At 68.3% G+C, this 26,091-nt stretch carries 14 protein-coding genes; 4 read left to right on the forward strand and 10 right to left on the reverse strand.

From position 1 onward, the window contains the following. The first annotated feature begins 387 nt into the window (after positions 1-387). Positions 388-588, forward strand: a complete 201-nt coding sequence (locus tag GQ57_RS24275; RefSeq protein WP_031400583.1) for a membrane protein — start codon at positions 388-390, stop codon at positions 586-588. A gap of 487 nt (positions 589-1,075) precedes the next feature. Here GQ57_RS24275 and blaPEN-bcc read toward each other — a convergent pair whose 3' ends face one another. Beyond that, positions 1,076-2,026: a PEN family class A beta-lactamase, Bcc-type gene (blaPEN-bcc, locus tag GQ57_RS24280; protein ID WP_034199257.1), complete on the reverse strand. Its 951-nt coding sequence runs from the start codon at positions 2,024-2,026 to the stop codon at positions 1,076-1,078. Between the two features lie 128 nt (positions 2,027-2,154). Here blaPEN-bcc and penR point away from each other — a divergent pair, with 128 nt between their 5' ends. Continuing rightward, a complete protein-coding gene (penR, locus tag GQ57_RS24285; protein WP_031400585.1) occupies positions 2,155-3,045 on the forward strand; it encodes a beta-lactamase transcriptional regulator PenR in 891 nt (296 codons plus the stop codon). Positions 3,046-3,541: 496 nt separating this feature from the next. Here the strand turns inward: penR and GQ57_RS24290 are convergent, their stop codons facing one another. From GQ57_RS24290 to GQ57_RS24315, 6 genes are all read right to left on the reverse strand, one after another. Next, positions 3,542-3,793, reverse strand: coding sequence for a hypothetical protein (locus GQ57_RS24290; protein ID WP_011354368.1), 252 nt, complete (start codon positions 3,791-3,793; stop codon positions 3,542-3,544). A gap of 96 nt (positions 3,794-3,889) precedes the next feature. Next, positions 3,890-6,109 (reverse strand): amylo-alpha-1,6-glucosidase, encoded by a 2,220-nt coding sequence (locus GQ57_RS24295; RefSeq protein WP_031400586.1) that lies wholly within the window; start codon positions 6,107-6,109, stop codon positions 3,890-3,892. A gap of 709 nt (positions 6,110-6,818) precedes the next feature. Continuing rightward, on the reverse strand, positions 6,819-7,880 hold the full coding sequence (locus tag GQ57_RS24300) for a GIY-YIG nuclease family protein (protein WP_034199258.1): 1,062 nt from the start codon (positions 7,878-7,880) through the stop codon (positions 6,819-6,821). 150 nt (positions 7,881-8,030) lie between these two features. Next, positions 8,031-16,667: an autotransporter-associated beta strand repeat-containing protein gene (locus tag GQ57_RS24305; RefSeq protein ID WP_034199259.1), complete on the reverse strand. Its 8,637-nt coding sequence runs from the start codon at positions 16,665-16,667 to the stop codon at positions 8,031-8,033. Between the two features lie 659 nt (positions 16,668-17,326). Continuing rightward, the gene (locus tag GQ57_RS24310; protein WP_052001475.1) at positions 17,327-17,959 is read right to left on the reverse strand and encodes a YdcF family protein; all 633 of its coding nucleotides are present in this window, start codon (positions 17,957-17,959) and stop codon (positions 17,327-17,329) included. Between the two features lie 271 nt (positions 17,960-18,230). After that, positions 18,231-19,265 carry a rod shape-determining protein gene (locus GQ57_RS24315; protein ID WP_031398832.1) on the reverse strand — a complete coding sequence of 345 codons (1,035 nt, stop codon included), beginning with the start codon at positions 19,263-19,265 and terminating at the stop codon, positions 18,231-18,233. 270 nt (positions 19,266-19,535) lie between these two features. Here GQ57_RS24315 and GQ57_RS24320 point away from each other — a divergent pair, with 270 nt between their 5' ends. Further along, positions 19,536-21,923 (forward strand): patatin-like phospholipase family protein, encoded by a 2,388-nt coding sequence (locus GQ57_RS24320; RefSeq protein WP_034199261.1) that lies wholly within the window; start codon positions 19,536-19,538, stop codon positions 21,921-21,923. Between the two features lie 57 nt (positions 21,924-21,980). Here GQ57_RS24320 and GQ57_RS24325 read toward each other — a convergent pair whose 3' ends face one another. From GQ57_RS24325 to GQ57_RS24335, 3 genes are all read right to left on the reverse strand, one after another. Then, on the reverse strand, positions 21,981-22,604 hold the full coding sequence (locus GQ57_RS24325) for an FMN-dependent NADH-azoreductase (protein WP_031398830.1): 624 nt from the start codon (positions 22,602-22,604) through the stop codon (positions 21,981-21,983). Positions 22,605-22,898: 294 nt separating this feature from the next. Further along, on the reverse strand, positions 22,899-24,029 hold the full coding sequence (locus GQ57_RS24330) for an ATP-binding protein (RefSeq protein ID WP_031398829.1): 1,131 nt from the start codon (positions 24,027-24,029) through the stop codon (positions 22,899-22,901). 64 nt (positions 24,030-24,093) lie between these two features. Next, entirely contained in the window at positions 24,094-24,804 is a 711-nt protein-coding gene (locus GQ57_RS24335) for a response regulator (protein WP_031398828.1), read from the reverse strand. A gap of 220 nt (positions 24,805-25,024) precedes the next feature. Between GQ57_RS24335 and GQ57_RS24340 the strand changes: the two genes are divergently transcribed. Beyond that, positions 25,025-25,939, forward strand: coding sequence for a glutaminase (locus tag GQ57_RS24340; protein ID WP_031398827.1), 915 nt, complete (start codon positions 25,025-25,027; stop codon positions 25,937-25,939). Positions 25,940-26,091 lie beyond the last annotated feature (152 nt).

Below are 26,091 nucleotides of genomic sequence, written 5' to 3' on the forward strand. Positions count from 1 at the left end.
ATGCAGACAGGGACGGGGCCAGCGCCGCGCCGCGCACTGCTTCGCCGCACTTCGCCTCACGACGCCACGGTACCGGCCGTCACGCACTTACCCACAGATTGTGTTGGCAAGCTTGTGGATATCCTGAGCATGCCTGCGCTAACCCGTTGATCGGACTACGGTACCTGCGCCGCGCCACCGTTTCGGCACCGCCCGGCGCGTGCGTGCGCGATGACGGACGAACCGGCGCGACCGCCGCCGTATCGCCCGCGCCTTGACGGCCGCACTCGTCGCGCTTCAAGATCATGCGAGCCGCACGCGGCCGCGCCTTCCGGGCCTCGCGCGTCGCCCCGACGGGCCGGCCGTTGCGCCGGCTCCGCACCACTAAACATCACTCCGAGGAAAGCCATGGAACACTTCACCGCGTGGCAGGTGCTCGTCTCGCTCGTGCTCGTCGTTGTCGTCATCTATCCGTACATCCGCATCGTCCGGCGCACCGGGCATTCGGGCTGGTGGATCCTGACGATGTTCGTCCCGGTCCTGAACTTCGTCATGTTGTGGGTGTTCGCGTTCGCGCGCTGGCCCAGGGTCGACGATCGGCAGCCCTGAGCATCGCCATCGCGGCCGCGCGCGGGCTTGTCCACAGATTGTGTTGGCAAGCATGTGGATAGCCTGCGCATAGCACGACCAAGCACTTGATCCGAAAGACTTTGTCCGCATCGCCTCGAATGCGTCACGCGGCCGGCACGGCGCCGCTCGTGCATCGCGTCGCCGCGAGGCGGGCCGCCTTCCGAGCGGGCGAACCGGCTTGTCCACAGATTCTGTTGGCAAGCATGTGGACAGCCTGCGCATACCGCGGCCAAGCGCTTGATCCGAAAGACTTTGTCCACGCCGCCTCAAACGTGGCACGGCGGCCCGCGCCGCACCGGGCGGGGCCGCACGCGGGCTTGTCCACACATTGTGTTGGCAAGGATGTGGATATCCTGGGCATGTGTGACCTAAGTCGTTGATCGCGCAACGTTTCGACGCGTGGATCACGACTGCGGCACGACCTGCCCGTGCACGACCCCGGGCACGCCGCGCCGTGTCGCGTCGCTCAACCGAACGCCTGGATCACGATGCGCGCGGCCGACGCGATCACGTCCTCCTTCGGCCGCGCATCGGCGCCCGCCTGCGTGTAGTACACGACCAGCACCACCGGCGCGCGCGACGGCGACCACACGACGCCGACGTCGTTCGTCGTCCCGTAGTCGCCGGTGCCCGTCTTGTCGGCGACCGTCCATCCGGCCGGCACGCCCGCGCGGAACCGCTTGCCGCCGACCTGGTTGCCGCGCATCCACGCGACGAGCTGCGCGCGCTGCGCGGCCGGCAGCGCATCGCCGAGCATCAGCGCGCGGACGCTCGCGACCATCGCGGCCGGCGTCGTCGTGTCGCGCAGGTCGCCCGGCAGCGCGGTATTCAGTTCGGTTTCCCATCGATCGAGGCGGAACACGTCGTCGCCGATCGAACGCGCGTAGGCGGTCACGGCGGACGGGCCGCCGAGCAGCTTCATCAGCAGGTTCGCGGCGGAGTTGTCGCTGTGCTGGAGCGCGGCTTCGCACAGCGCGGCAACCGTCATGCCCGTACCGACATGCTGCTCCGTCACCGGCGAGTAGTTGACGAGGTCGGCCTTGCCGTAGGTCACGCGCTGCTGCAGCAACGCCGGGCGCTCGACGCTCTGCGCAAGCACCGCCCCGCTCAGCAGCGTCTTGAACGTACTGCAGAACGGGAAGCGCTCGTCGGCGCGATACGCCGCCTGCCGGCCGCTCGCGACATCGATCGCGCACACGCCGAGACGGCCGCCCGCGTCGCGTTCGAGGTCGGCAAGCAACTGCGCGGCAGCCGCGGGGGCCACGGCGGCGGCCGCCGCCGCCGCGGCTGCCGTGCGCGCCTCGTCCTGCGTGCCCGGTACGGCGGACTGCCGCGACGCGCACGCGGCGACGGTCAGGACGAACGGCGCCGTCACGGCGGCCAGCAACAGGGTTCGACGTTGCGATGAATGAGTCATGTCGGTTGTCTCGTGGTGGAATGGAGGCGCAGCGGTGTCGAATACACCCGGCCGACGAGACAGCACTATCGGGACTTTACGGTTGCCTGACAAGCAACGATAATTGAGCGCTGACAAAAGAAATTCTTATGACCAAGCTCCGCCCTCATCTTCCGCTCAATGCGTTGCGCGCGTTCGAATCGTCGGCGCGCCACCTGAACTTCACGCGCGCCGGCCTCGAACTGAGCGTGACCCAGGCGGCGGTCAGCCAGCAGGTGCGCTCGCTCGAGGAGCGCCTCGGCTGCACGCTGTTTACGCGGCTGCCGCGCGGCCTCGGGCTCACCGACGAGGGGCGCGCGCTGCTGCCGGTGCTGAGCGATGCGTTCAGCCGCATCGAAACGGTGCTCAAGCAGTTCGAAGGCGGGCGTTTCCGCGAAGTGCTGACGCTCGGCGTCGTCGGCACGTTTGCCATAGGCTGGCTAATGCCGCGCTTGAAGCAGTTCGGCGATACCCACCCGTTCGTCGAGCTGCGGCTGCGGACCAACAACAACGTCGTCGACCTTGCCGCCGAAGGCCTCGACTTCGCCATCCGTTTCGGCGAAGGCAACTGGCCGGGCACCCGCAACGAGCGCCTGTTCGATGCGCCGCTCTCCGCGCTGTGCGCGCCGGAAATCGCGCGGCGCCTCGCGCAACCGGCCGATCTCGCCGGGGAAACGCTGCTGCGCTCGTACCGCACCGACGAATGGCTCGGCTGGTTCGACGCCGCGCAGCTCGCCCCCTGGGCGGTCAACGGGCCCGTGTTCGATTCGTCGCGGCTGATGGCCGAGGCCGCGATGCAGGGCACGGGCGTCGCGCTTGCACCGGCCTGCATGTTCGCGCGCGAACTGCAGCTCGGCCTGCTCGCGCGGCCGTTCGACATCGACGTGCACACCGGCGGCTACTGGCTCACCTCGCTGAAGTCGAAACCGCTCACGCCGGCGATGACACTGTTTCGCGACTGGATCGCGGCCCAGGCGGCCGACTCGGCGCCGGCCGAATGACACCCCCGCCTTGTCCACAGAAAGTGTTGGCAAGGATGTGGATATCCTGGGTACCCGGGGCCTAAGCCATTGATCGCGCACGAATTAACGCGCCGACTCAGACATCGGGCAGCCCCTTCTCACGGGCTTCGCGCGGCGGCCGCCGGCGGCCCGATCCTCAACTGACGCGACGCAATCGATTGAAAGTTGTCCACAGATTTTGTTGGCAAGCCTGTGGATATCCTTCCGGTTCGATGCATAACACGCTGATATAAAAGGGGATTCGATCCGCGGACCTTGCGCGGTCAATGGCGTGGCAGCGCATGCACTTTCGCACGGCCCCCGCCGCACCCGCGGCCGGGGGCCGTCCGGTTCTCCACAGATTGTGTTGGCAAGCTTGTGGATATCCTGCGCATCGCCCTCCTAACCCGTTGATCGCACACGGTTTTGCGCTTCGTCCTCAGGATCGGGCAGCGCCGGTGCGGCCCGTGCGGCAGGCACCGGCGCCCGCCGGGCTTCAATGCCGGTCGAGCCCGCCGCGCAACTCGCTCGCCTTGTCGCGCAGCGCCTCGTAACCCGAGCGTGCGTGCTCGGGCAGGTCGGGATCGCCGATCAGTGCGCCGAGCGTCTCGATCAGGCTGAACAGGATGCCCTTCGCCGCGCCGACCGCAATGCTCTGCGATTCGATCGACTTGTGCAGGTGGTCGACCGCCGCTTCGAGATTCTCGAGCTTGTGCTCGCTGTCGTCGGGCCGGTTGTCGGTCGTCATCGTCTACCTCCGCCATCGTTCAAGGGTCATGTCACGATTCTATGCCGCTGCGCGCGAACGTGGCGCGACATCGCGCAACGTTCGCGCGGCCTCGCGCTACAGCACCGCGACCACCTTCACGCGCCCCGGCTGCTCCGCCGCCGCGACGACCTGGCCGTCGACGCGGCGGAAGGTGAGCGACACGGTCTCGTCGCCCACGCGCAACGCGTCGATCCGCAGCCAGTCGACGCCTTCCGGCAGCGCAGGACGCTCGACGCGCACTTCGTGACGAGTCGCGTCGATGCTCACGCCGAGGCACGCCTGCAGCATCATGAACGGCGCGCCGGCCGCCCACGCCTGCGGCAGACAGGCCACCGGATACGCGGTCGGCGGTTCGCCGCGCCGGCGCGGGAACCCGCAGAACAGCTCCGGCAAACGCATCTCGAAGCTCACCGCCGCCTCGAACAGCGCGCGCAGCAGGTTCACCGCGGCCGTCTTGTCGCCGTAGCGCGCGAGCCCGCGCGCGATGAGCGCATTGTCGTGCGGCCACACCGAGCCGTTGTGATACGCCATCGGGTTGAAGCGCGGCTGCCCCGCCGCGAGCGTGCGGATGCCCCAGCCCGTCTGGAACAGCGTCGAACCGAGCACGCCGGCGACCGCCGCGCCGCGCTCGGCGTCGGGCAACCCGAACGCGAGCAGGTGGCCCGCGTTCGACGCGAACACGCGGCACAGGTCGCCGTGGCCGTCGAGCGCGATGCCGTAGAAATCGCCTTCCGGCATCCAGAACAGCGCGTCGACCTGCTCGCGCAGCGTCTTCGCGCGCAATGCGTAGCGCGTGGCGTCGGCCGCGTGGCCGCGCCGCTGCGAGCACGCCGACATCGCATCGAGCGCCGCGCACGCATACGCCTGCACCTCGACGAGCGCGATCGGCCCGTCCGGGAAGCGGCCGTCCGCGTGGAACACCGAATCGTGGCTGTCCTTCCAGCCCTGGTTCGCGAGGCCGCGCTCCGACGTGCGCTGGTAATCGAGCAGTCCGTAAGGATTGCGGTCGCACTTGTCGATCACCCACTGCGCGGCGCGTTCGAGCGCGGGCCACAGCTCGTCGATCAGCGCATCGTCGCCGGTGCGCTCGACGTAGGCGCCCGCGAGCACGATGAACAGCGGCGTCGTGTCGACCCCGCCGTAGTACAGCGCGAACGGCACCTCGCCCGTCGCGGCCATCTCGCTGCGGCGGAACTCGTGCATGATCTTGCCGGGCTCGGCGTCGCGAAACGCGGACGTCTCGCGCGCCTGGTGCTCGGCCAGGAACCTCAGCACGCCGCGCGCAAGCGACGGCTGCAGCCACAGCATCTGCAGCGACGTGATCACCGCGTCGCGGCCGAACGGCGTCGAGAACCACGGAATGCCCGCGTACGGGTACGGCCCCGTGTCGAGCTGCGTGGTGAGCAGCCCGAGATCCGCGAGCGAGCGGTCGAGCCACGCGTCGAACAGCGGATTGCCGGTGTTCACGCGCGCCATCGATTCGCGCCGCGCGCGCATCTCGCGGTGCACGCCGACGAGCGCGGTGCGCAACGCGACGCGGCCGCATCCCGGATTGTCGGCGTGCGCGGGGCCGAGCGTCGCGTCGACGGTCAGGTAGATCGACACGCAGGCCTGCGCGGCGATCGTCAGCGTGTAGTCGGCGCGATCGACCGACAGCGCGTCGGGCGCCGGCGAGAAATACACGGTCACGTTGCGCTCGACGCTGTCGAGGCCGTCGTAGCGCAACCGCACCGCGCCCGCGTCGACGCGCGGCGCCGCCACGGCGCCGCGCTTGGGGCGCTGCGTGCCGCGCACTTCGAACATGTCCTTGAAATCGGCCGCGAACGACAGCGACAGCGGCACCTCGGCTTCGCTCGCGCCGTAGTTCGTCAGCGTCAGCGCTTCGTAAAGCACGTCGCCCGCGAGCACGCGCATCCGCTCGATATGGATCACGCCCTCGGGCGTCTCGTGGCCGCCGAGCGGCGGCAGCGGGCGGTTCGTCAGGTGCGCGGTGAACGACGCGTTGTCGGCGCTCGTCGCGCCCGACAGCAGCGACGGCGCGCGGCCGCCGAATGTCAGGCGCCACTTCGACAGCACGCGCATGTCGTCGACGAACAGGCCGTCGTCGTGACCGCCGATGTCGCCGAGCGCGTCGCTGACCACGAACGCGTCGCCGGATTTCAATACGTACTGGTTGTTGCGCGCGAGGGCCTGCGGATCGGCTTCGGGCGCGATGAAAGCGGGGCCCGGCGCGGCGGTCGGGGCAGGTTCGACCGGCGGCGCCTGCGTCGTGGCGGCTTCGGCGTGATTCGGCATCGATGCTCCTGGGTCGGACGCGACGCGCGGCGCGCATCGCGTGGTTCGCACAGGATAGGCCAGAACCGCGGACGCGTGCAGCGTCGCTTCGATGACGGATCGATGTCGCTGCGATGTCGCCTCGATGTCCGGCTTCGGTTCGACGCCGTGCTCGATTCGCGGCGCGCAAAGTCCGTGCCGACATCGAACACGGCGCCGGCCGGCCGCCGTGACCGTGCTCACGCTCGCATCCAGGGCACGGCGGTGACGCCTACCCGTTTTGCCGCGCTCGCGCCGAAAGCTTCATCCGTCCGCCGCCGCTCACGCAAGCGGTGCCTATCTTCAGGTGCGCCGAACGCCCCCCGACCACACGCGCACGGATGCTTCGTCATGTGCCGACCTGATCGCATGCGTGCTTGCCGGAACCGTCGTTCGCCGATCCTCCACACACACAATATTGATAGGATTACATATTTATTCAACGATAACTTCAATCACCCGGACACCTCGCCTTTCAGGCGGAAACGGCAGTCGCACACGAGTCGTTCATCGCAGGTCTCATACCGGACCGTCACGCATGCGACAGGCACCGCGCGCGGGTTCCCTGCGCTTTTCGGAACGGAAATTGCCATAACGAGCGAGCCAGTACATGCGCTCGTCAAGGCGCGGCCGTACTCGTTGCAATCAAGAGCAAAGGCCAATGACCTCGCCGACACGGCTCACGTCTCTCTCACGCCCTTAGTAGATTTCTTGTTTCAGGGAGCAAGACGGACACGAAATCATCGTACCCGCGATCGTACTCTTCGTCGTTGGCAAGGTATTCCAGGAATCGGTCGACAGCGATGTCCTGTTTGTCCGTTGTCGGCGGCCGGTATGCCTTCCAGGCCAAGAGGAAGAGCCGCCGCAACGGATGTTTGCCTCCTCGCCCACGATTCAACGCGGCCGCCAGTACGTCATAGGACGAAGGTAACCCGCTGGACACCGGGCGCCGGAGCTTGAACGATAGAAGCACGGGCAATATCCCCTTGGGATTCCAGAAATCCCAAGCCAGCCCGGGGGCAAACTCTTCTCGCCAGAAGCGGTATCGCGTCAAGCGATATGCCGCGGCAAACACATCGTCGCGCAAGTTTTCCGGCGCGCCTGCATCGTAATATTGCACGGCGATATTCACGAATGCGTCGAGTGCGTCGCTCCACGAGGCATCCGAGCCCCATGCGGTTTTCCGGGCTTGAGCTTGCTTGATGCGATCCCATCCGCCTTTTGCTCGTAGATCCGCCTCGGTTCCAGCCTGATCGATTTTGCAGAAGTGCCCGCCCCGCACCCGCTCGATGCCGTGTTCCGACATCAACGCGATGGTAGCCTCGTCCTCCATCGCTTCGGCCCTGTGCGTGTCCTGAGTGCCGGTGTTGATGGCATAAACGCGTCGCAACGGCCTGTATCGCTTGGTCCACTCCGCTCCGACACCGGACTTGTGCTGTTCCCACCGGCGGTCCAGGTCATCGCTCAGGCCGACATAGAATCTCCCCTCCTCGAGTTCGAGGACATAGAGATGGATATCCCTCGGCGTGGCAGCGCCGCACCAGTTGACCGGCCCGGCGCCGGATTTTTCTTTCTTGCTGCCTGAGCCGGCGAGATCCCTGAATGCCTGCGCAGCCTCCTCGGAAATCTCGGCGCCGATGGCCGCTTTCTTCCATCCAGCGACGGGCTTCACCCCGAGCAACTCCATCTGCCGGCGTGTATACCCGCCTCCCGCGCTCGCTCCGGCTGCCAGCAATTCCTCGGTGATCCGCATAAGGTTTCAATCGCTCGTACTGGAAAACAACCATGGCATCGGGAAGCCATCCGCCCGCACAGCGCAGCACAACCCGAAACCGTGTTCGTCAACGGCACGATTGCGTTCCGGCAGCCCGGGCGGCGGGATCTACCCGCCGCCGCGGGTCCGTCAGAACTTCCACAGGATGTTGCCGAGCACCGCGTTGTCGCGCACGCCGCTGCCGTACTGGCCGCTGTACGTGAGACCGAGCGTCAGGCGTTTCGTGATGTTCGCGTCGATGCCGGCTTCGAGCACCGCGCTGTCGCGGGCGATCGGCACGCCCGACACCTGGAACGACGTGCCGCCGTTCGCGAACGTGAACGCCGACGACGGTCGCACGTTGCCGAACGCATGCCGCCAGCCGACCGTCCCGCGCGCGGTGAACGTGCCGCTGCCGATCGAACCGAGCTGCGACGCCGCGCGCAGGCCGAGGGTCGAGAAGCCCACGTGGGTCGTCTCGCCACCGGTTTGCAGCGCCGCCGCGCCCCCCGTCTCCGTATAGCCGTCGGTGTGCATGTTCACGTACGCGAGGCCCGCGAACGGCTCGATCGCGACGGGCCCGACCGGCAGCGCATAGCCGACTTCGCCGAACACCTGCGCCGAATTCGCGTTGTAGCCGGCCGAATCGTGATCGGTGAAACCCGCGAAGCCCGGATAGCGGTCGCTGTTGATCCGGTACCACGTGTACGACGCGCCGCCGCGCACGCCGAGCGCCCCGTACTGCGCGCCGCCATACAGCGACAGGTAGTAGCTGTTCACCGCCGCCGACGAGCTCTGGTCGTTGTCGAGCGAGCTGTGCGTGACGCCGGTGGCCAGACCCGCACGCCACTTGTCGTTGAGCGCCATGTCGGCGCCGGCGATGAAGCCCGTCATGCTGCGGTTGATCGTCGATGCGTTGCCGTCGCCGGTCAGCCGGCTGCGGCCGCCGAACGCCTGCCCCCAGACGACCGGCTGGTACGGCGTGCCGCCGTAGCAGCCCTCGCGCGAACCGATCCGCTGCTCCGGAGACGTCGCCCCCGCGCTGTTGTCGCCGCACAGCGCCGCCCCGCCCGACGACAGCGCGGCGAGCGGGCCCGATCCGGGCGCGAGGCCCTGACGGACGCGATCGGTCACGGCGTCGCGCACGTAGCGGCTGTCGAGCAGCAGCATGCTCTTCAGGCTCGCCTGCAGTTCGCCGTCCAGCAGCCCGTACGCGCGGCGCGCGGTGCCCGCATCGGTCGTCAGCACCGCGTCGTAGAGCGGATTGCCGGCGCCGAGCCCGCCGAGCGCGGTCGCGACCGAGCGCTGGTTGGGCGTCGTCGCGACGTCGGGCAGCGACGTGCCGTTCTCGACCAGCCGCAGGTACACGTGATCCGGATCGTAGCTGAGCGTCGGCATCAGGAACGCATAGTTCGAATTCACCTGGCTGAACGCGCCCTGCACGCCCGACGCCGCGGTCACGATCGTGTAGGTCGTGCTCGGCTGATAGCCGCCCTGGTTCGCGAGCACCTGCACGGTGCCGCCGTTCAGCGTTGCCTTGCCGCTCGCCGCGAGGCTGCCGCTTTGCTGCGGCGTCGCCGCGACCTGGAACGTCGAGCCCGGCTGGAACGTGACGTTGCCGCCCACGTTCAGCGCCGCGCCCGGTTGCGCTGCGGCCGCCATCGCGCCGCCCTGCACCACGAGGCCGCCGATCGTGCCGGTGCCGGTCAGCGTCGCGCCGCTCTGTACGGTCACGATCGACTGGCCGAGCGAACCGTTGACCGCGAGCGTGCCCGCGCTGACGGTGGTCGGGCCGCTCAGCGTGCTCGTGCCCGTCAGCGTGAGTTGCCCGCTGCCGGCCTGCGTCAGCGAACCGGCCCCCGAGATCGCGCCGCCGAACGACGTATTGTCCGAACGGTTGAAGATCAGCGCGCCGGCATCCGCCACGTTGCCCGCGAGGCTGCCCGAGGTGCCGCCGTTGCCGATCTGCAGCGCGCCGGCGTTGATGGTCGTGCCGCCGGCGTAGGTGTTCGCGCCGGACAGGATCAGCGTGCCGCCGCCGCTCTTCGTCAGCGAGCCGTTACCCGCCAGCGTGCCGCCGTACGCGCCGCCGCCCGCGACCGTGAGACCGCCGGTGCCGGTGTCGAGCGTGCCGCCGCTCGCGCCGTTGAGCCCACCGAGCGTAAGCTGGGTGCCGCCGAGCGCGACGTTGCCGCCGTTCAGCGTCAGGCCGCCCGTGCCGAGCGCGCCGCTGTTGCCGATCACGAGCGAGCCGCTGTTCAGCACCGTGCCGCCCTGGAACGTGTTGGCGCTGTTCAGCGTCAGCGTGCTCTGGCCGTTCTTGATGAGGCCGCCCACGCCCGACACCACGCCCGACAGCGTCAGGTTCGCGCTGCCGCCGATCGTCGTGCTGGCGTTCACCGTCACCGGGTTCGCGAGCGTCACCGCGGTCGTCGTGTCGAGCGTGCTCGCCCCGCTGACCGTCAGCCCGCCGGTGCCGAGCGCGCCGTTGCTGCCGAGCACGAGCGTGCCGCCCGTGACCGTGGTGCCGCCGCCGTAGGTGTTGTTGCCCGACAGCGTCTGCGTGCCGGTGCCGCTCTTCACGAGGCCGGCCCCGCCGCCGATCGTGCCGGCGAACACCGTGTTCCCCGAGCCCGCGAGCGTCAGCGGGTTCGCGCCGAGCGACACGGTGCTGCCCGCGACGCCGGCCAGCCCGCCGATGGTCTGCGGGCCGACGCCGCTGCCGATGGTGAAGCCCGTGCCCACCGCGTTGAGATCGACGGTGGTCGCGCTCGACAAGCTGCCGCCCGCGCCGATCACCAGGCCGCCCGCATTGATCGTCGTCGCGCCGGTGTAGGTGTTCGCGCCCGTCAGCGTGGTCACGCCGTTGCCCTGCTTCGTGATCCCGCCCGTGCCGCTCAGCGCGCCGGCAAAGGTCGAGTACGAGCTGTCGCCGAACGTGAGCGTGTTGCCGCCGAGCGCGACGTTCGTGTCGGCGGCGCCCAGCAGCGCGCCGATCGTCTGGTTGCCGTTCGATGCGCTGATGTCGAGCGTCGCACCCGTACCGGTCAGGTTCACCGCGCCCGTCGCCGCCAGGCTGCCGCCCCCGCCGATCACCAGCTTGCCCGCGTTGATCGTGGTGCCCCCCGTGTAGCTGTTCGCGCCCGTCAGCGTCTGCGTGCCCGCGCCGCTCTTCGTCAGCGAGCCCGTGCCCGTCAGCGCGCCGCCGAAGGTCGCGCTGCCGCCGCCGTTGCCGAGCGAGAAGTTGCCCCCACTGAGCACCACCGTCGTGTTGCTCACACCGGACAGCGCGCCGATCGACTGGTTCAGGAGCGCACCGCTGAAATCGAGCTTCGCACCCGCGCCCGCCAGATTGACCCCACCCGTCGATGCGAGGCTGCCCATCCCGCCGATCGCGAGCGTGCCGGCATTGATCGTCGTGCCACCCGTGTAGGTGTTCGCGCCCGTCAGCGTTTCCGTACCGCCGCCCTGCTTCGTCACGCCGCCTGAGCCCGTGATCGCGCCACCGAAAGTCTGGTTCGTGTTGTCGCCGAACGTCAGGCTGTTCCCGCCGAGCGCGAGGGTCGACCCGCCCACGCCGCTCAGCGCGCCGAGCGTCTGCGGCGCAGTCGCCGCGCTGAGATCGAGCGTTGCACTCGTACCCGTCAGGCTCACCGCGCCGCCCGTCGCGAGACTCCCGTTTGCGCCCAGCGCCAGCGTGCCGCCCGCCACCGTCGTGCCGCCCGTGTAGGTGTTCGCGCCCGTCAGCGTCTCCGTGCCCGTGCCGGCCTTCGTGATGCCGCCCGCACCCGTGATCGCGCCGCTGAACGTGTGATTGCCGGCATCGCCCAGCGTCAGGCCGCTCGTACCGAGCTTGACCGTCGTGCCGCCCGCGCCCGCGAGACCGCCGATCGCCTGCGGCGTGGTCGCACCGCTCAAGTCGAGCTTCGCGCCCGTGTTCGCGAGGGTTACCGTCCCCGTCGATGCCAGACTGCCGTTCGCGCCGATTGCGAGCGTGCCGGCATTGATCGTCGTGCCGCCCGTGTACGTATTCACGCCCGTCAGCGTTTCCGTGCCGCCGCCCTGCTTCGTCACGCCGCCCGAGCCCGTGATCGCGCCACCGAAAGTCTGGTTCGTGTTGTCGCCGAACGTCAGGCTGTTCCCGCCGAGCGCGAGGGTCGACCCGCCCACGCCGCTCAGCGCGCCGATCGTCTGCGGCGCACCCGCCGCGCTGAGATCGAGCGTCGCACTCGTACCAGTCAGGCTCACCGCGCCGCCCGTCGCGAGACTCCCGCCCGCGCCCAGCGCCAACGTACCGCCCGCCACCGTCGTGCCGCCCGTGTAGGTATTCGCGCCCGTCAGCGTTTCAGTTCCCGTGCCGGCCTTCGTGAAACCGCCCGTACCCGTAATCGCCCCGGCGAACGTACCGTTGGCGCTGCCGCCCGCCGTCAGCGTGTTGCCGCCCAGTTTCACGGTCGAGCCGGCCGCGCCGGTCAGCGTGCCGATCACCTGCGGCGTGGTCGCGCCGCTCACGTCGAGCGTCGTGCCCGTGTTCGCCAGGTTCACCGCGCCCGTCGCCACCAGGCTCCCGTTCGCGCCGATCGCCAGCGTGCCGGCATTGATCGTCGTGCCGCCCGTGTACGTGTTCGCGCCCGTCAGCGTCTCCGTGCCGCTACCCTGCTTCGTCACGCCCGCCGAGCCCGTGATCGCGCCACCGAAAGTCTGGTTCGTGTTGTCGCCGAACGTCAGGCTGTTCCCGCCGAGCGCGAGGGTCGACCCACCCACGCCGCTCAGCGCGCCGATCGTCTGCGGCGCACCCGCCGCGCTGAGATCGAGCGTCGCACTCGTGCCCGTCAGGCTCACCGCGCCGCCCGTCGCGAGACTGCCGCCCGCGCCCAGCGCCAGCGTGCCGCCCGCCACCGTCGTGCCGCCCGTGTACGTGTTCGTGCCCGTCAGCGTTTCCGTCCCGCTGCCTTGCTTCGTCACACCGCCCGTGCCGCCGATCGTGCCGCCGAACGTACCGTTCGTACTGCCACCGAATGCCAGGTTGTTCGCACCGAGGTTCACGCTCGAACCGGCCGCGCCGGTCAGCGTGCCGATCGTCTGCGGCGTGGTCGCCGCGCTGATGTCGAGCACCGTGCCCACGTTCGCGAGGTTCACAGTCCCCGTCGCCGCCAGGCTGCCGTTCGCGCCGATCGCCAGCGTGCCCGCGTTGACCGTCGTGCCGCCCGTGTAGGTGTTCGCGCCGGTCAGCGTTTCCGTACCGCTGCCATTCTTCGTCACGCCGCCCGTGCCCGTGATCGCGCCGCCGAAGGTCTGGTTCGTGCTATCGCCGAACGTCAGCCCGTTGCCGCCCAGCGAAACCGTCGAGCCCGTCACGCCGCTCAGCGCGCCGATCGTCTGGTTCGTGCTCGCGCCGCTCAGGTCGAGCGTCGTGCCCGTCCCCGTCAGACTCACCGCGCCCGTCGATGCGAGGCTGCCGCCCCCGCTCACCGCCAGCGTGCCGCCCGCCACCGTCGTGCCGCCCGTGTACGTATTCGTGCCCGTCAGCGTCTCCGTGCCGGCGCCTTGCTTCGTGATCCCGCCCGTGCCGGTGATCGCGCCGCCGAACGTACCGTTCGTGCTGCCGCCCAGCGTCAGCGAATTGCCGCCGAGCGTCAGGTTCGAATTCATCGCGCCGTTCAGCGTGCCGATCGTCTGGTTGCCGCTTGCACCGCTGATGTCGAGCGTCGTGCCCGAATTCCCGAGCATCACCGTGCCCGTCCCGAGACTGCCGCCCGCGCCCAGCGCCAGCTTGCCCACGTTGATCGTGGTGCCGCCCGTGTACGTGTTCGCGCCCGTCAGCGTTTCCGTGCCCACGCCCTGCTTGGTGATCCCGCCCGTGCCGGTGATCGTGCCGCCGAAGGTCTGGTTCGTCCCGTCGCCGAAGGTCAGCTTGTTGCCGCCCAGCGAAATCGTCGTATTGCTCGCGCCGGACAGCGCGCCGATCGTCTGGTTTGCGCTCGCGCCGCTCAGGTCGAGCGTCGTGCCCGTCCCCGTCAGACTCACCGCGCCCGTCGACGAGAGGCTGCCGCCCCCGCTCACCGCCAGCGTGCCGCCCGCCACCGTCGTGCCGCCCGTGTACGTATTCGTGCCCGTCAGCGTCTCCGTGCCGGCGCCTTGCTTCGTGATCCCGCCCGTGCCGGTGATCGTGCCGCCGAACGTACCGTTCGTGCTGCCGCCCAGCGTCAGCAAATTGCTGCCCAGCGTGACGTTCGAACCCGCCGCGCCGGTCAGCGCGCCGATCGTCTGGTTCGCGCCGGACGCGCTGATGTCGAACGTCGTGCCCGAATTCGCGAGATTCACGGTGCCGGTCGACGCGAGACTGCCGCCCGCGCCCAGCGCCAGCATGCCCGCGTTGACCGTCGTGCCGCCCGTGTACGTATTCGCGCCCGTCAGCGTTTCCGTGCCCGCGCCCTGCTTCGTGATTCCGCCCGTGCCGGTGATCGCGCCGCCGAAGGTCTGGTTCGTGCTGTCGCCGAAGGTCAGTCCGTTGCCGCCCAGCGAGACCGCCGAGCCCGTCACGCCGCTCAGCGCGCCCACCGTCTGGTTCGCGCCCGCGCCGCTGATGTCGAGCGTCGCGCCCGCGTTCGCGAGCGTCACCGCACCCGTCGACGCCAGACTCCCGCCCGCGCCGATCGCCAGCGTGCCGCCCGTCACCGTCGTGCCGCCCGTGTACGTGTTCGCACCCGTGAGCGTCTCCGTGCCTGCACCTTGCTTCGTGATCCCGCCCGTGCCGCCGATCGCGCCGCCGAACGTGCCGTTCGCGGTGCCGCCCAGCGTCAGCGAGTTGCCGCCGAGCGTCACGTTCGAACCCGCCGCGCCATTCAGCGTGCCGATCGACTGGTTCGCGCCCGCGCCGCTGATGTCGAGCGCCGTCCCCGCGTTCGCGAGCGTCACCGTGCCCGTCGACGCGAGCCCCCCGCCCACGCCGATCGCCAGCGTGCCCCCCGTCACCGTCGTGCCGCCCGTGTAGGTGCTCACGCCCGTCAGCGTCTCCGTGCCGCTGCCTTGCTTCGTCACGCCGCCCGTTCCGTTGATCGTGCCGCCGAACGTCTGGTTCGTACTGTCGCCGAACGTCAGCCCGTTGCCGCCCAGCGAGACCGTCGAACCCGCCACCCCGCTCAACGCGCCCACCGTCTGATTCGTGTTCGCGCCGCTGATGTCGAGCGTCGCGCCCACACCGGCCATGTTGACCGCGCTCGTCGGCGCGAGGCTGCCGCCCGGCCCGACCGCCAGCGTTCCGCTGTTGACCGTCGTGCTGCCGGTGTACGAGTTCGCGCCCGTCAGCGTGGTCGTGCCCGCGCCGTTCTTCACGAGCCCGCCCGCGCCCGAGATCGCGCCCGACAGCCCGAGATTGTTGCTGCCGCCGAGCGTGAGCGTCGTACCGCTGTTGGTCGAGATGTTGTTGGCGACCGTCACGTTGGCGGTGGTGTCGAGCGTGCCCGATCCGGCCACGGTCAGCGTGCCGGAACCCAGCGCCGAGCCGTTGCCGAGCACAATGCCGCCGCTGTTCAGCGTGGTGCCGCCCGTATACGTATTCGCGCCCGACAGCGTAAGCGTGCCGGTGCCGCCCTGCGTAATCCCGCCGCTGCCGCTCACCGTGCCCGACAGCCCGAGATTGTTGGCGCCCTGCACCGTCAGCCCGCCCCCGTTGACCGTCACGTTGTTGCTCAGGCTGACGCCGGAGTTCGCGGCCTGGATCGTGCCGCCGTTGCCCGTGATCGTGCCGGTGCCGAGCCCCGCATTGTTGTCGACGATCGCCACGCCGCCGTTCAGCGTGGCATTCGTCGCGCTCGACGCGCCGGTCGTGGTCCAGGTCCCGCTGTTGACCTGCAGGTTCTGGAAGTTGATGTAGCTGCTGTTGTTGATCGAGCCGTTCGCCGGCCCGCCGCCGTTCTGCGTCAGCACCAGCGTGTTGTTGCCGCCCTGCCCGCCGTCCACCGTGCCGGTGGCCGCGAGGCCGATCGTGACGACCCCGACCCCGAGGTTCAGCGCCACCCCGGTGCCGCCGGCTGCATTGACGGACGAGCCGGTGGTCGCGGTAAACGTATTGTTGCTGTTCGCGCCCATCGACACGCTGCCGTTGATCGTGCCCGAGTTGGTGAAGGTATTGCCCGCGCCCGGCGTGCCGTTCGCCTCGAACCCCACGCGGCCCGTGATCGTGCCGCTGTTGTTGAAGTTGACCTGCCCGCCGCCATACGCGACCACGACGGGCGCGTCCGAGCCGACCAGGGTCGCGCCGACCAGCCCGTTCGAACTGATGACCCCGGTGTTGGTGATATTGGACGTGCCGCCCGTGCCGTTCTGCACGCCGAGCGCCATCCCGGTGACGCCCGACAGGGCGACGCCGGTCGAGCCCTTCATCGTGCCGTTGTTGGTGACGGTCGTCGTGCTCGCCGACGCGTTGCCGACCAGCATGCCGCTCGACAGCACGCCGAGCCCGGTGCCGAGCGCGGACGGGTCGATCGTGCCGTTGTTGACCACGGTGTTGCCGCTGCCCGAGAGCGACAGCGCGGTGCCGCCGACGCCGAGCAGCACGCCGAGGGACGCGCCGTTGTTCACGGTGACGTTCAGGCCGCTGCCGGCGTTCGAGTAGCTGGGGGCGAGCGGATTCGCGACACCCGAGCAGCTCACGGTGGGCCCCGCCGACGCGCAGACCGCATATGCCGGGACGATGCCCGCGCCAGACAGCGCCAGGAACATGCCGGTCGGCAACAGGATTCTCGGAAACGGCTCGCCTGCCTTTCTGGAGCGCGCAAGGTTCATGCTTTTCCTCGTTATTGGAATTGGTATTACCGCGGAATTGGACGGTCGCCGGCAGGAAATCGCAGACGAAATCATCCGCTCCGGCCGTCGCAATGCGACGTCGGCTTATTGATTGATGAATCTTGAATTGGCCCTTGAAGGCAGGCGTGAAACTACTCGATTGACATGTCGATGGCCCCTGTTTTCTTTTGCAGCGACTTTCTGGTTGATTTGATTACCGCCCTGCTTTTGTCAGACAAGGCTACATCAAAAAAACAGGGTTTTCCAGTCGATCTTTTTACAATTGAATCGATGACAAACAAGCGCGAATTATTTTATTTCAGAAAGCGCTTAATACAAAGAAATTCACACATCTTTCGTCAGCTTGTTTTCATTTAATTAAATCGATAATCACCATATCCTTACACGGAAACGAAATTACGCACCAATTACCCCGGTCATTTTCCACGACACAACAATTCCGCATCCGGATAAACCCGAAACAATACGATTCACATCCGGTCGGCCGCCTCTCCGAAAGCCGTCGATCCGGCCTATATCGCCGGCTGAGATTTCTGCTGCGCATCGGCCGGAAAACCCGCGCCGCGCTCGACCGATTCGGATCGAAAGCGTCGAAAGCCTCGAACGCATCGCCCCGGCCGACTGAACGGCGCGCCGTCTCAGGAAAACAGGCTCATCAGGTAAAGCATCGGCCGGAACGAAACCGGCCGGGCATCGGGATTCACCCACAGGCGCACCGCGTACACCGCATAGGCCGGCACTTCGCGCCAGCTCGAATAGACGTCGCGCCACTGAAAGCGGCGCGGATAGGCGGCGGAGATGTTCGCCCGTGCGATGCCCACGCGCTCGAACGCGAGGCGCACCCGTGCGAGGTGGTAGTACTGGCTGACTATCAGAACCCGCGACAGGCGGTGCGCCTGCAGAAACGCGAGCGTGTGCTGCGCGGTGGCGAGCGTGTTGTCGCCCTGGTCGTCGACGGCGATCCGGTCCGCCGGCACGCCGCGCGCCACGAGATAGTCGCGCATCGCGGTCGCCTCGTTCAGCCCCGGGCCGTCGATCGCGCCGCTGACCAGAAACGCCGGGCACTGCCCCGTGCGGTAGCAGCGCACGCCGACGTCGAGCCGCGCGGCCAGCACCGGCTTCGGTACGCCGGTCTCGTCGAGCGCGTTGCCGAAGATCACGGCGACGTCGGCCGGCTCGCTCGGCATCCGCATCCCGTACGCGACGAGCACCACGGCGGCGGCGATCCAGGTGCATGCGACGGCGGCCAGCACACGGCCGGTTCGGGCCATGAAGCCCCGTTTGGTTTGGATTTTCAAGGTAGTCGGTCTCTCAGGTCGTCGGGCGTGGGCGGACCCGCCCCACACGGGCGCGTAACGCTAGCATGACGCATGCCCGGGTGTCCACGCGACAGGCCGCAGCCGGACGGCGCGGCTTTCCGGCAAGAGGGCCGGAACAAATGCCCGGCGACGCGGGCCGGCCATCAGGAAACCGAAGGGAAACTGAAAGTGTACGGACTACCGTGCCAGGACTGACGGCCTGGTCGGCCCGTCGCGGCCCGAATCAGTCGACCGGGCACATCGCGAGCCGCCCCATCGCCTCGCCGGCGCCACGCACCGCGCAGGTGGCCGGCTCGTCGGCGATCCGGGCCGCGAGCCCGGTCTCGTCGTACAGCAGGCGCTCGAGGCCCGCAAGCAGCGCGCCGCCGCCGGTCAGCACCACGCCGCGATTCGCGATGTCGGTCACGAGCTCGGCCGGCGCGTTTTCCAGCACCGACTTCACCGCGCCGATCACCTGCTTGAGCGGCGCGGCCAGCGCATCCGCGACGTCATGGTTCGACAGCTCGACCGAGCGCGGCAGGCCGTCGCCGACGCCGCGCCCGACCGCACGCGTCGACGTGCGCGGCAACGCGCTGGTGGCCGAGCCGATCGTCTTCTTCACGTGCTCGGCCGTCTGCTCGCCGAGCAGCACGCCGTACAGGTTGCGCACGTGGTTGACGATCGCCGCGTCGAATTGGCTGCCGCCGACGCGGATCGCCTCGCGGTAGACGATGCCGCCGAGCGCGATCACCGCGACTTCGGTCGTCCCGCCGCCGATGTCGACGACCATCGAGCCGACCGCCTCGGTAACCGGCAGGCCCGCGCCGAGCCCGGCGGCCAGCGACTCCTCGATCAGTTCGACCTCCGATACGCCGGCCGCGAACGCGGCCTCGCGGATCGCGCGCCGCTCCACCGCCGTGGCGTCGGACGGCACGCACAGCGTGACCTCCACGCGGCGGCCGAAGCGCGAACGCGTACGCGACATGTCGATGAAACTGCGGATCATCTGCTCGGCCGCGTGCGCGTCGGCGATCACCCCGTGCCGCATCGGCCGCACGGCTTCCAGATGCCCCGGCTCACGGCCCAGCAGCGCCTTCGCGAGTTCGCCGACGGCTTCGAGCGTCGGCCGCGCGTCGGTCGCGCCGGCCTTGCGGAAACAGACGACCGACGGCTGGTTCAGCACCACGCCGCGCTCGTGCGTGTAAATCCGTGTACTCGCCGTTCCAGGGTCGATCGCAACGGGTTGCGCAAACAACTTTCCGAACAGCGGTGTCGACATATCAAAACCTTTGTAAGCGAACGGGCCGGGCAGCCGCACCGCATTCCCGCAGCGCGTCCGTGCCGCCCCATCACGACCTTAGCGGCAAATCGTTCCGATACTTTAGGCAATTCCGATGATTTTTTCGCGACTCAATTGTCAAAAATGCCGTTCGGCGCGCGTCTGGCTACGCAACGACCGCTCGCATTACCTCTGTAAAACACGGTAATCTCTCGGTCTTGCCTGCTCCCGGCAGGCTTCAGACGCCCGATCACGCCAGGTATGTCCTCCATGACAGCGAACGTTTTCCTCCGCTGGGCGCGGGTGCGCCCGCTTTGCACGACGCTCGTCGCCTTCTGGTGCTGCACGGCCGCCGCACAACCGCTGCCGGCCGCCCAACCCGCCGCCGCCCCGATCGCCGCCGCAAGCGCGCCGGCTGTCGAGCCCGTCCAGTCCTGCAAGGCCGACGGCGGCCCGGCCGGCCGGCCGTCGGTCGGCCTCGTGCTGTCCGGCGGCGGCGCGCGCGGCTACGCACACCTCGGGGTCCTGAAGGTGCTGGAGGACAACCGGATTCCGATCGACTGCATCGCGGCCACCAGCATGGGCGCCGTGGTCGGCGGCCTGTATGCGAGCGGGATGGCCGCCGGCGAGATGCAGAAGCGGCTGTCGGAGGTCGACCTCGCGGATATCGCGTTCGACGTGACGGACCGCGCGGACCTGCCGCAAACCAGCCGGGAGGACGAACGCCTGTACATCAACGGGCTGACGCTCGGCTTCGGCAAGAAAGGCGTGAAGGCGCCGGTCGGCCTCGTGCAGGGCAACCGGCTGCAGGCGCTGCTCGCGGACTGGACGGCCGCCGTGCCGACCAACCAGCCGTTCGACCGCCTGCCGATCCCGTACCGCGCGGTCGCGACCGATCTGCAGACGGGCCAGATGGTGGTGCTCGACCACGGCTCGCTGCCGCTCGCGATCCGCGCGAGCATGGCGATGCCCGGCCTGTTCGCACCGGCCGAGATCAACGGGCGCGCGCTTGTGGATGGCGGCCTCGTCAGCAACCTGCCCGTCGACACCGTGCGGCAGATGGGCTCGAACGTCGTGATCGCCGTCGACATCGGTTCGCAACTGCGCCCGCTCGATGCGCTCGCGTCGCCCGCCGACGTGATGCAGCAGATGGTCGGCATCCTGATCCGCCAGAACGTGACCGCCCAGCGCAAGCAGCTCGACGCACAGGACGTGCTGCTCACGCCGGACCTCGGCTCGCTCGCGTTCACCGATTTCCAGAACGCGAAGCAGGCGATCGCCGCCGGCGCGGCCGCCGCCACCGCGGCGCTGCCGCGGCTCAGGCAATTCGCGCTTTCCCCTGAGGATTACGCCGTCTACCGGTCCGCGCACGCACAGCCGCTGCCGCCGCCGATCCGGATCACGCGCATCGCCATCCAGACCTCCGGCGGCGTGCCGAAGCGGGTCGTCAGCAACGCGCTGCACGTGAAGCCCGGCGACATCTACGATCCGAAGGAGGTCAGCCAGGACCTGCTCGGGCTGACGACGGGCGGCAACTTCGAGAGCGTCACGCAGCAGATCGTGAGCCACGGCGACGACAACGTGCTCGAGATCAACGCGCGTGAAAAATACTGGGGACCGAACTTCCTGCTGTTCGGGCTCGGCCTGTCGAGCAGTTCGACCGACGAAGGCGGCTTCCGCCTGCACGTCGGCTACCGGCGGCCGTGGCTCACCGAATCGGGGCTTGAATTCCGTGCGGATACGACGATCGGCAGCGACCTGCAGTCGGCGCGCGTCGAGTTGCGCCAGCCGCTGTCGTCGACCTACGGCTTCTACCTGTCGCCCTACGCCGAGTACCAGCGCCGCTACGCGAACCTGTACGACGACAGCGGCGACGTGAAGCTGACGCAGTACCAGATGCAGACGACCCGCGTCGGGATCGATTTCGGCCTGCCGATCGCGCGGCTCGGCGATTTCCGGATCGGTATCGGTTATTCGGCCGGGCATGGCACGCCGACCTACAACCTGCCGTTCGGCCTCGACGACGGCGGCCAGACGCTGCTGTGGCCGAGCTTCACGTCGCAGGCGCTGACGGCCCGCGCGCGGCTCGTCATCGATCAGCTCGACGATCCGATGTTCCCGCGCCGGGGCTACTACGCCGACCTGCGCGTCGAACGCTCGCTCATATCGAACAACAGCCAGTCGGCACAGGACTTCGCCGACAACATCTCCAACACGCCGTACACGGAGATCTACGGCAAGGCGATGGTCGCGCAGCAGTTCGGCCGGCACAGCATCAGCGCGACGATCGAGGGCGGCAAGAGCATCGGCGGCACCAACCTGATCAATGCGTTCAACTTCACGCTCGGCGGCTTCCAGCACCTGGCCGCCTACGCGGCCGACCAGTTGAACGGCAACGAACTCGCGTACGGGAACGTGACCTACATGAACCAGCTGATGTCGTTCAACGCATCGCCGGTCAAGGCCCTGTCGGTCGGCGCCAGCGCGGAAGTCGGCAACGTCTGGTCGAGCGGCGTGAAGGTCGGCGGCGGCGCCCTCAAGCAGAGCTATACGTTCTTCGTGAGCCTTTCGACGTCGTTCGGCCCCGTGTACATGGGCGTCGCGCTCGCCCCGAGCGGCCGGCGCAACTTCTACCTGCAGCTCGGCCGTACCTACTGAGTGCATGCGGATGCCGCTTCGGCGGCATCCGCGCATCCGTCGCGCCGCGCCGGCGGATCAGAAATCCGCCGCCATCGCGACCGCCCGCGCCCGCGCCCGCCCGATGCTGTCGCTGGCCATCGCATTCCACGTGTGTTCGACGGTCAGGCTTCTGACCTCCTGCACGCCGATGAACTTCAGCCAGAATTCGAGGTAGTCGGCCTGGTGCCGAAACCCCGGATTGTCGGCGCCCGCGCCGGTTTCCCGGCTTTGCCCGCGCACATGAATGACGAGCGCGCGCGGAATCTTCAGCAGCGGGCCGTAGGCGTTGCCGTCGAAGGTAAACAACATGTTCCGCTGGCTGACGAGATCGATCAGCTGCTTCAGCTTGTACGGATAGCCGAAATTCCACATCGGCACGCCGACGACGATCCGGTCCGCTTCCTGAAACCGCGTCACGAGCGACTGGATCCGCCGCCAGACCGACTGTTCGGCCTCATCCATCGGCGCGTTGGCGACGCCCTTGTACTTTGCGCCGATCGCGTCGCTGCCGAAGTCCGGCAAATCCTCTTCCCAGACGTTCAGCGTATCGACGTCGACCGGCGCGCCCGCATCGCGATACGCATCGACGAACGCGTTGGCGACAGCAACCGACGCCGACCTGGCGCCGCGGGGAGAAGACACGATATTCAATAACCGCATGATGGATGACCCGTGCTGAAAGGCATGAACAAAGGGGCGGCACGCATGGCGGCCCCGGCTTCGCTGCTGCGTTGCTGCATCGCGGGCTGCCCGCCTCGGCGTTCACGGCGCGGCCCGCCCAGATAGTTGCAATTGCAATCGTAATGCAAAGCGCGCACGCGCGGCAAACGAATCCTCATGCGATTGCGCCGGTGACGAAATCGGTACGGGGAAGGTGCGGCGGGAAAGGCACGACAGGACAGGAATGGCCGGGCAAGGCCGGCGCGGCGAGGGAGGACCTCGCGCGGCGTCCGGCTAGACCGGCCAGCTGATCTCGAAGCGCGCGCCGCCGAGTTCGACCGGATCGACCACCGCGATCCGCCCGTTGTGGGCGTGGAGCACCTGCCGCGTGATCGACAGGCCGAGCCCGTAGCCGCCGGTGCGGCGGTCGAGGCGCACGAACGCGTCGAAGATCCGCTCGCGCTCGCTCTCCGGCACGCCGGGGCCGTCGTCCTCGACGAAGATTTCGATGTTGCCGTGCACGAGCGAGATCCCGACGACGATCTGCGATTTCGCGTACTTGCTGGCATTGCGCAGCAGGTTGCGCATCGCGTACGACATCAGGCGCCGGTCCATCTTCACGCGCAGGTCCGACGCGATCGCGATGCGCGATTCGATCGCGCGCTCCGGATACAGCAACTGGGCGTCGCTGATCTGGTGCTCGAACCATGCAACGGGCGCCGTCATCTCGAGATTCGACTGCAGCGAGCTGTATTCGAGCCGCGCATACGTGAGGCTCATGTCGATCAGCTCCTCGAGCTCGGTCACGTCTTGCGCGATGCTTTCGAGCGCCCCGTGGTATTCCGCCGCGGAGCCGGGCTCGCGCAGCATTTCGAGCGCGAAACGCACGCGCGCGAGCGGCGTACGCAACTCGTGCGAGATGCCGTTCGTGAGATCGCGCTGCGCGGCGATCAGCCGCTCCATGCGCATCGCGAGTGCGTTCAGCGTCCGTGCGAGCGGACCGATGATCACGCTGTGCGATTCGCGCGCGCGTGTATTGAAGCGCCCGCCCGTGAAATCGATCGCGCGTTCGCGCACCATCACGAGATCCGACCACACGGGCCGCATCCAGCGGTACGCCGCGAGCGCGGGCGCGGCGAACACGAATACCAGCACGACCCAGATGTCGCCCGGCAGCGGGTCGAACGCGTGCCACACGACCTGCGGCGACAGTTCGACGCACAGCGCGAGCGCCGGCACGAGCGCGGTCAGCAGCACGAGCCCGAGCAGATGCAGATAGGTGCGCACGTACAGGCGCGACCAGCTCGGGATGCGGTCCGCGCGCGTGTCGGTCCACGCGCGGCGGAAATGCAGCCAGCGCCATTTGACGTAGCGCAGCGTCGGCAGCGGCGGTGCATCGGGGTGCGAACCGGTGCGTCGGATCATCGCGGCTCCCGGCCGGCCGGCGCAACGCCCGCAAGGATCGTGACGGCGTCGCGCGAAGGCAGTGTCATTCCCATGCGTGCTTGCTGAATTGGTAGCCCTTGCTGCGGATCGTCTTGATGCGCTGCGGGTTGCTCGCATCGTCGCGCAGCTTGCGGCGCAGCTTCGAGATACGCCCGTCGATCGTCCGGTCGAGGCCGTCGAACTCGACGCCGCGCAACTGCAGCATCAGGTCGTCGCGGCTGACGACTTCGCCCGCATGGCACACCAGCGCCCACAGCAGGTCGAATTCGGCCGACGTCAGATCGGGCGTGCTGCCGTCGGGCAGCACGACCGTGCGGTCGGTGCGGTCGATCGAGAACTTGCCGAACGCGTAGCGCTCGGGCTGCGGTGCGGTGCTCTCGACCGCGCGCGCCGGCGCGCGGCGCAACTGCGCCTTGATCCGCGCGAGCAGGATGCGCGGCTCGACCGGCTTGTGCACGTAGTCGTCCGCGCCGAACTCGAGGCCGAGCAGTTCGTCGAACGGCTCGTCGCGGGCCGTCACCATGATGATCACGCCATCGTACTGCTTGCGCGCTTCACGGCAGATTTCGAAACCGTCCTTGCCTGGCAGGTTCACGTCGAGGATGACGAGATCGGGACGAAGGGACAGGATCGCCGGCACCGCGGCGTCACCATGCAGCACAGTATCGACGTCGTAGTCGTTCTTGCGCAGGTAGCCAGCGATCAGCGTGGACAAGCGGGTGTCGTCTTCGACGAGCAGGATGCGAAAAGACATGGGCAGCGGTCGGTTCAACGGGGAAGCCGAGGCGGCGCCGGCCGATGCCGGACGCCGGCCATTGGCCGAAACGTACCGCATGATACTGCGCCCGCCGGTTGCCCGTTTGGAGGTCTTGAAAATAACGGGGCGACATCACCCGTGCTTGACGAATCGGCGTGGGGACGGTTCCATACGGGCTCGCCGGAATCCGGACCGCGCCCCTACCCTGCCAGACGTGATGAATTACCAACCAATTCTCGAACGCATCCACACCGAACTCGCCCCCTGGATCGGCCAGGGGCGGGTTGCAGACTACATTCCCGAACTCGCGAAAGTGCCCGCCGACAAGTTCGGGATGGCCGTGGTGACGCTGGACGGAGCCGTTTGCACCGTCGGCGACGCGTACGAGCGCTTTTCGATCCAGAGCATTTCGAAGCTGTTCGCGTGCACGCTCGCCTTCCAGCTGCTGGGTGACGCGCTGTGGGAACGGGTCGGCCGCGAGCCGTCCGGCAACGCGTTCAATTCGCTGGTCCAGCTCGAAAGCGAGCGCGGCAAGCCGCGCAATCCGTTCATCAACGCCGGCGCGCTGGTCGTCACCGACGTGCTGTGCCGCCGCTTCGTGAAGGCCGAAACGGCGCTCGTGGAATTCGTGCGGCGGCTGATCGGCGCGACCGACATCGACTACGATTCGCGCGTCGCGCTGTCGGAGCTGCAGCACGCGGAACGCAATCGCGCGATGGCGCACTTCATGGCGAGCTTCGGCAACATGCAGATGCCGCCCGACACGGTGATCGATGCATATTGCCGGCAGTGTGCGATCACGATGAACTGCGTGGAACTCGCGCGCGCCGCGCTGTTCCTCGCGAACGGCGGCGTCGCGCCGGTGACGGGCGAGCAGATCGTCGATTCGAGTTCCGCGAAACGGCTGTCGGCGCTGATGCTGACCTGCGGCACCTACGATGCGGCCGGCGATTTCGTGTATCGCGTCGGGCTGCCGGCGAAAAGCGGTGTCGGGGGCGGGATTGTGGCGGTGCTGCCTGGGGAGATGGCGGTGTGCGTGTGGGCGCCGGGGCTCGATGCGAACGGGAATTCGCTGGCGGGGACGTTGGCGCTGGAGTGGTTGACGACTTATACCGGGAGGTCGATTTTTTGAGGGGGTGGAGTCGAGCGGGTCTCTTTCCGTGTAACGGCGGGAGGGGAATCTTGGCGTGCTCAATGGGGGGGGGGGCCATTTGGCCGCAGTCGCCTCCGGGCAGCCCTTCACGCGCCCCTCACAAGCGGCCACTCAAAAATTTGTGCCGTATT

This window comes from Burkholderia sp. MSh2, from assembly GCF_000731655.1.
GTDB classification, from domain to species: Bacteria; Pseudomonadota; Gammaproteobacteria; order Burkholderiales; family Burkholderiaceae; genus Burkholderia; species Burkholderia paludis.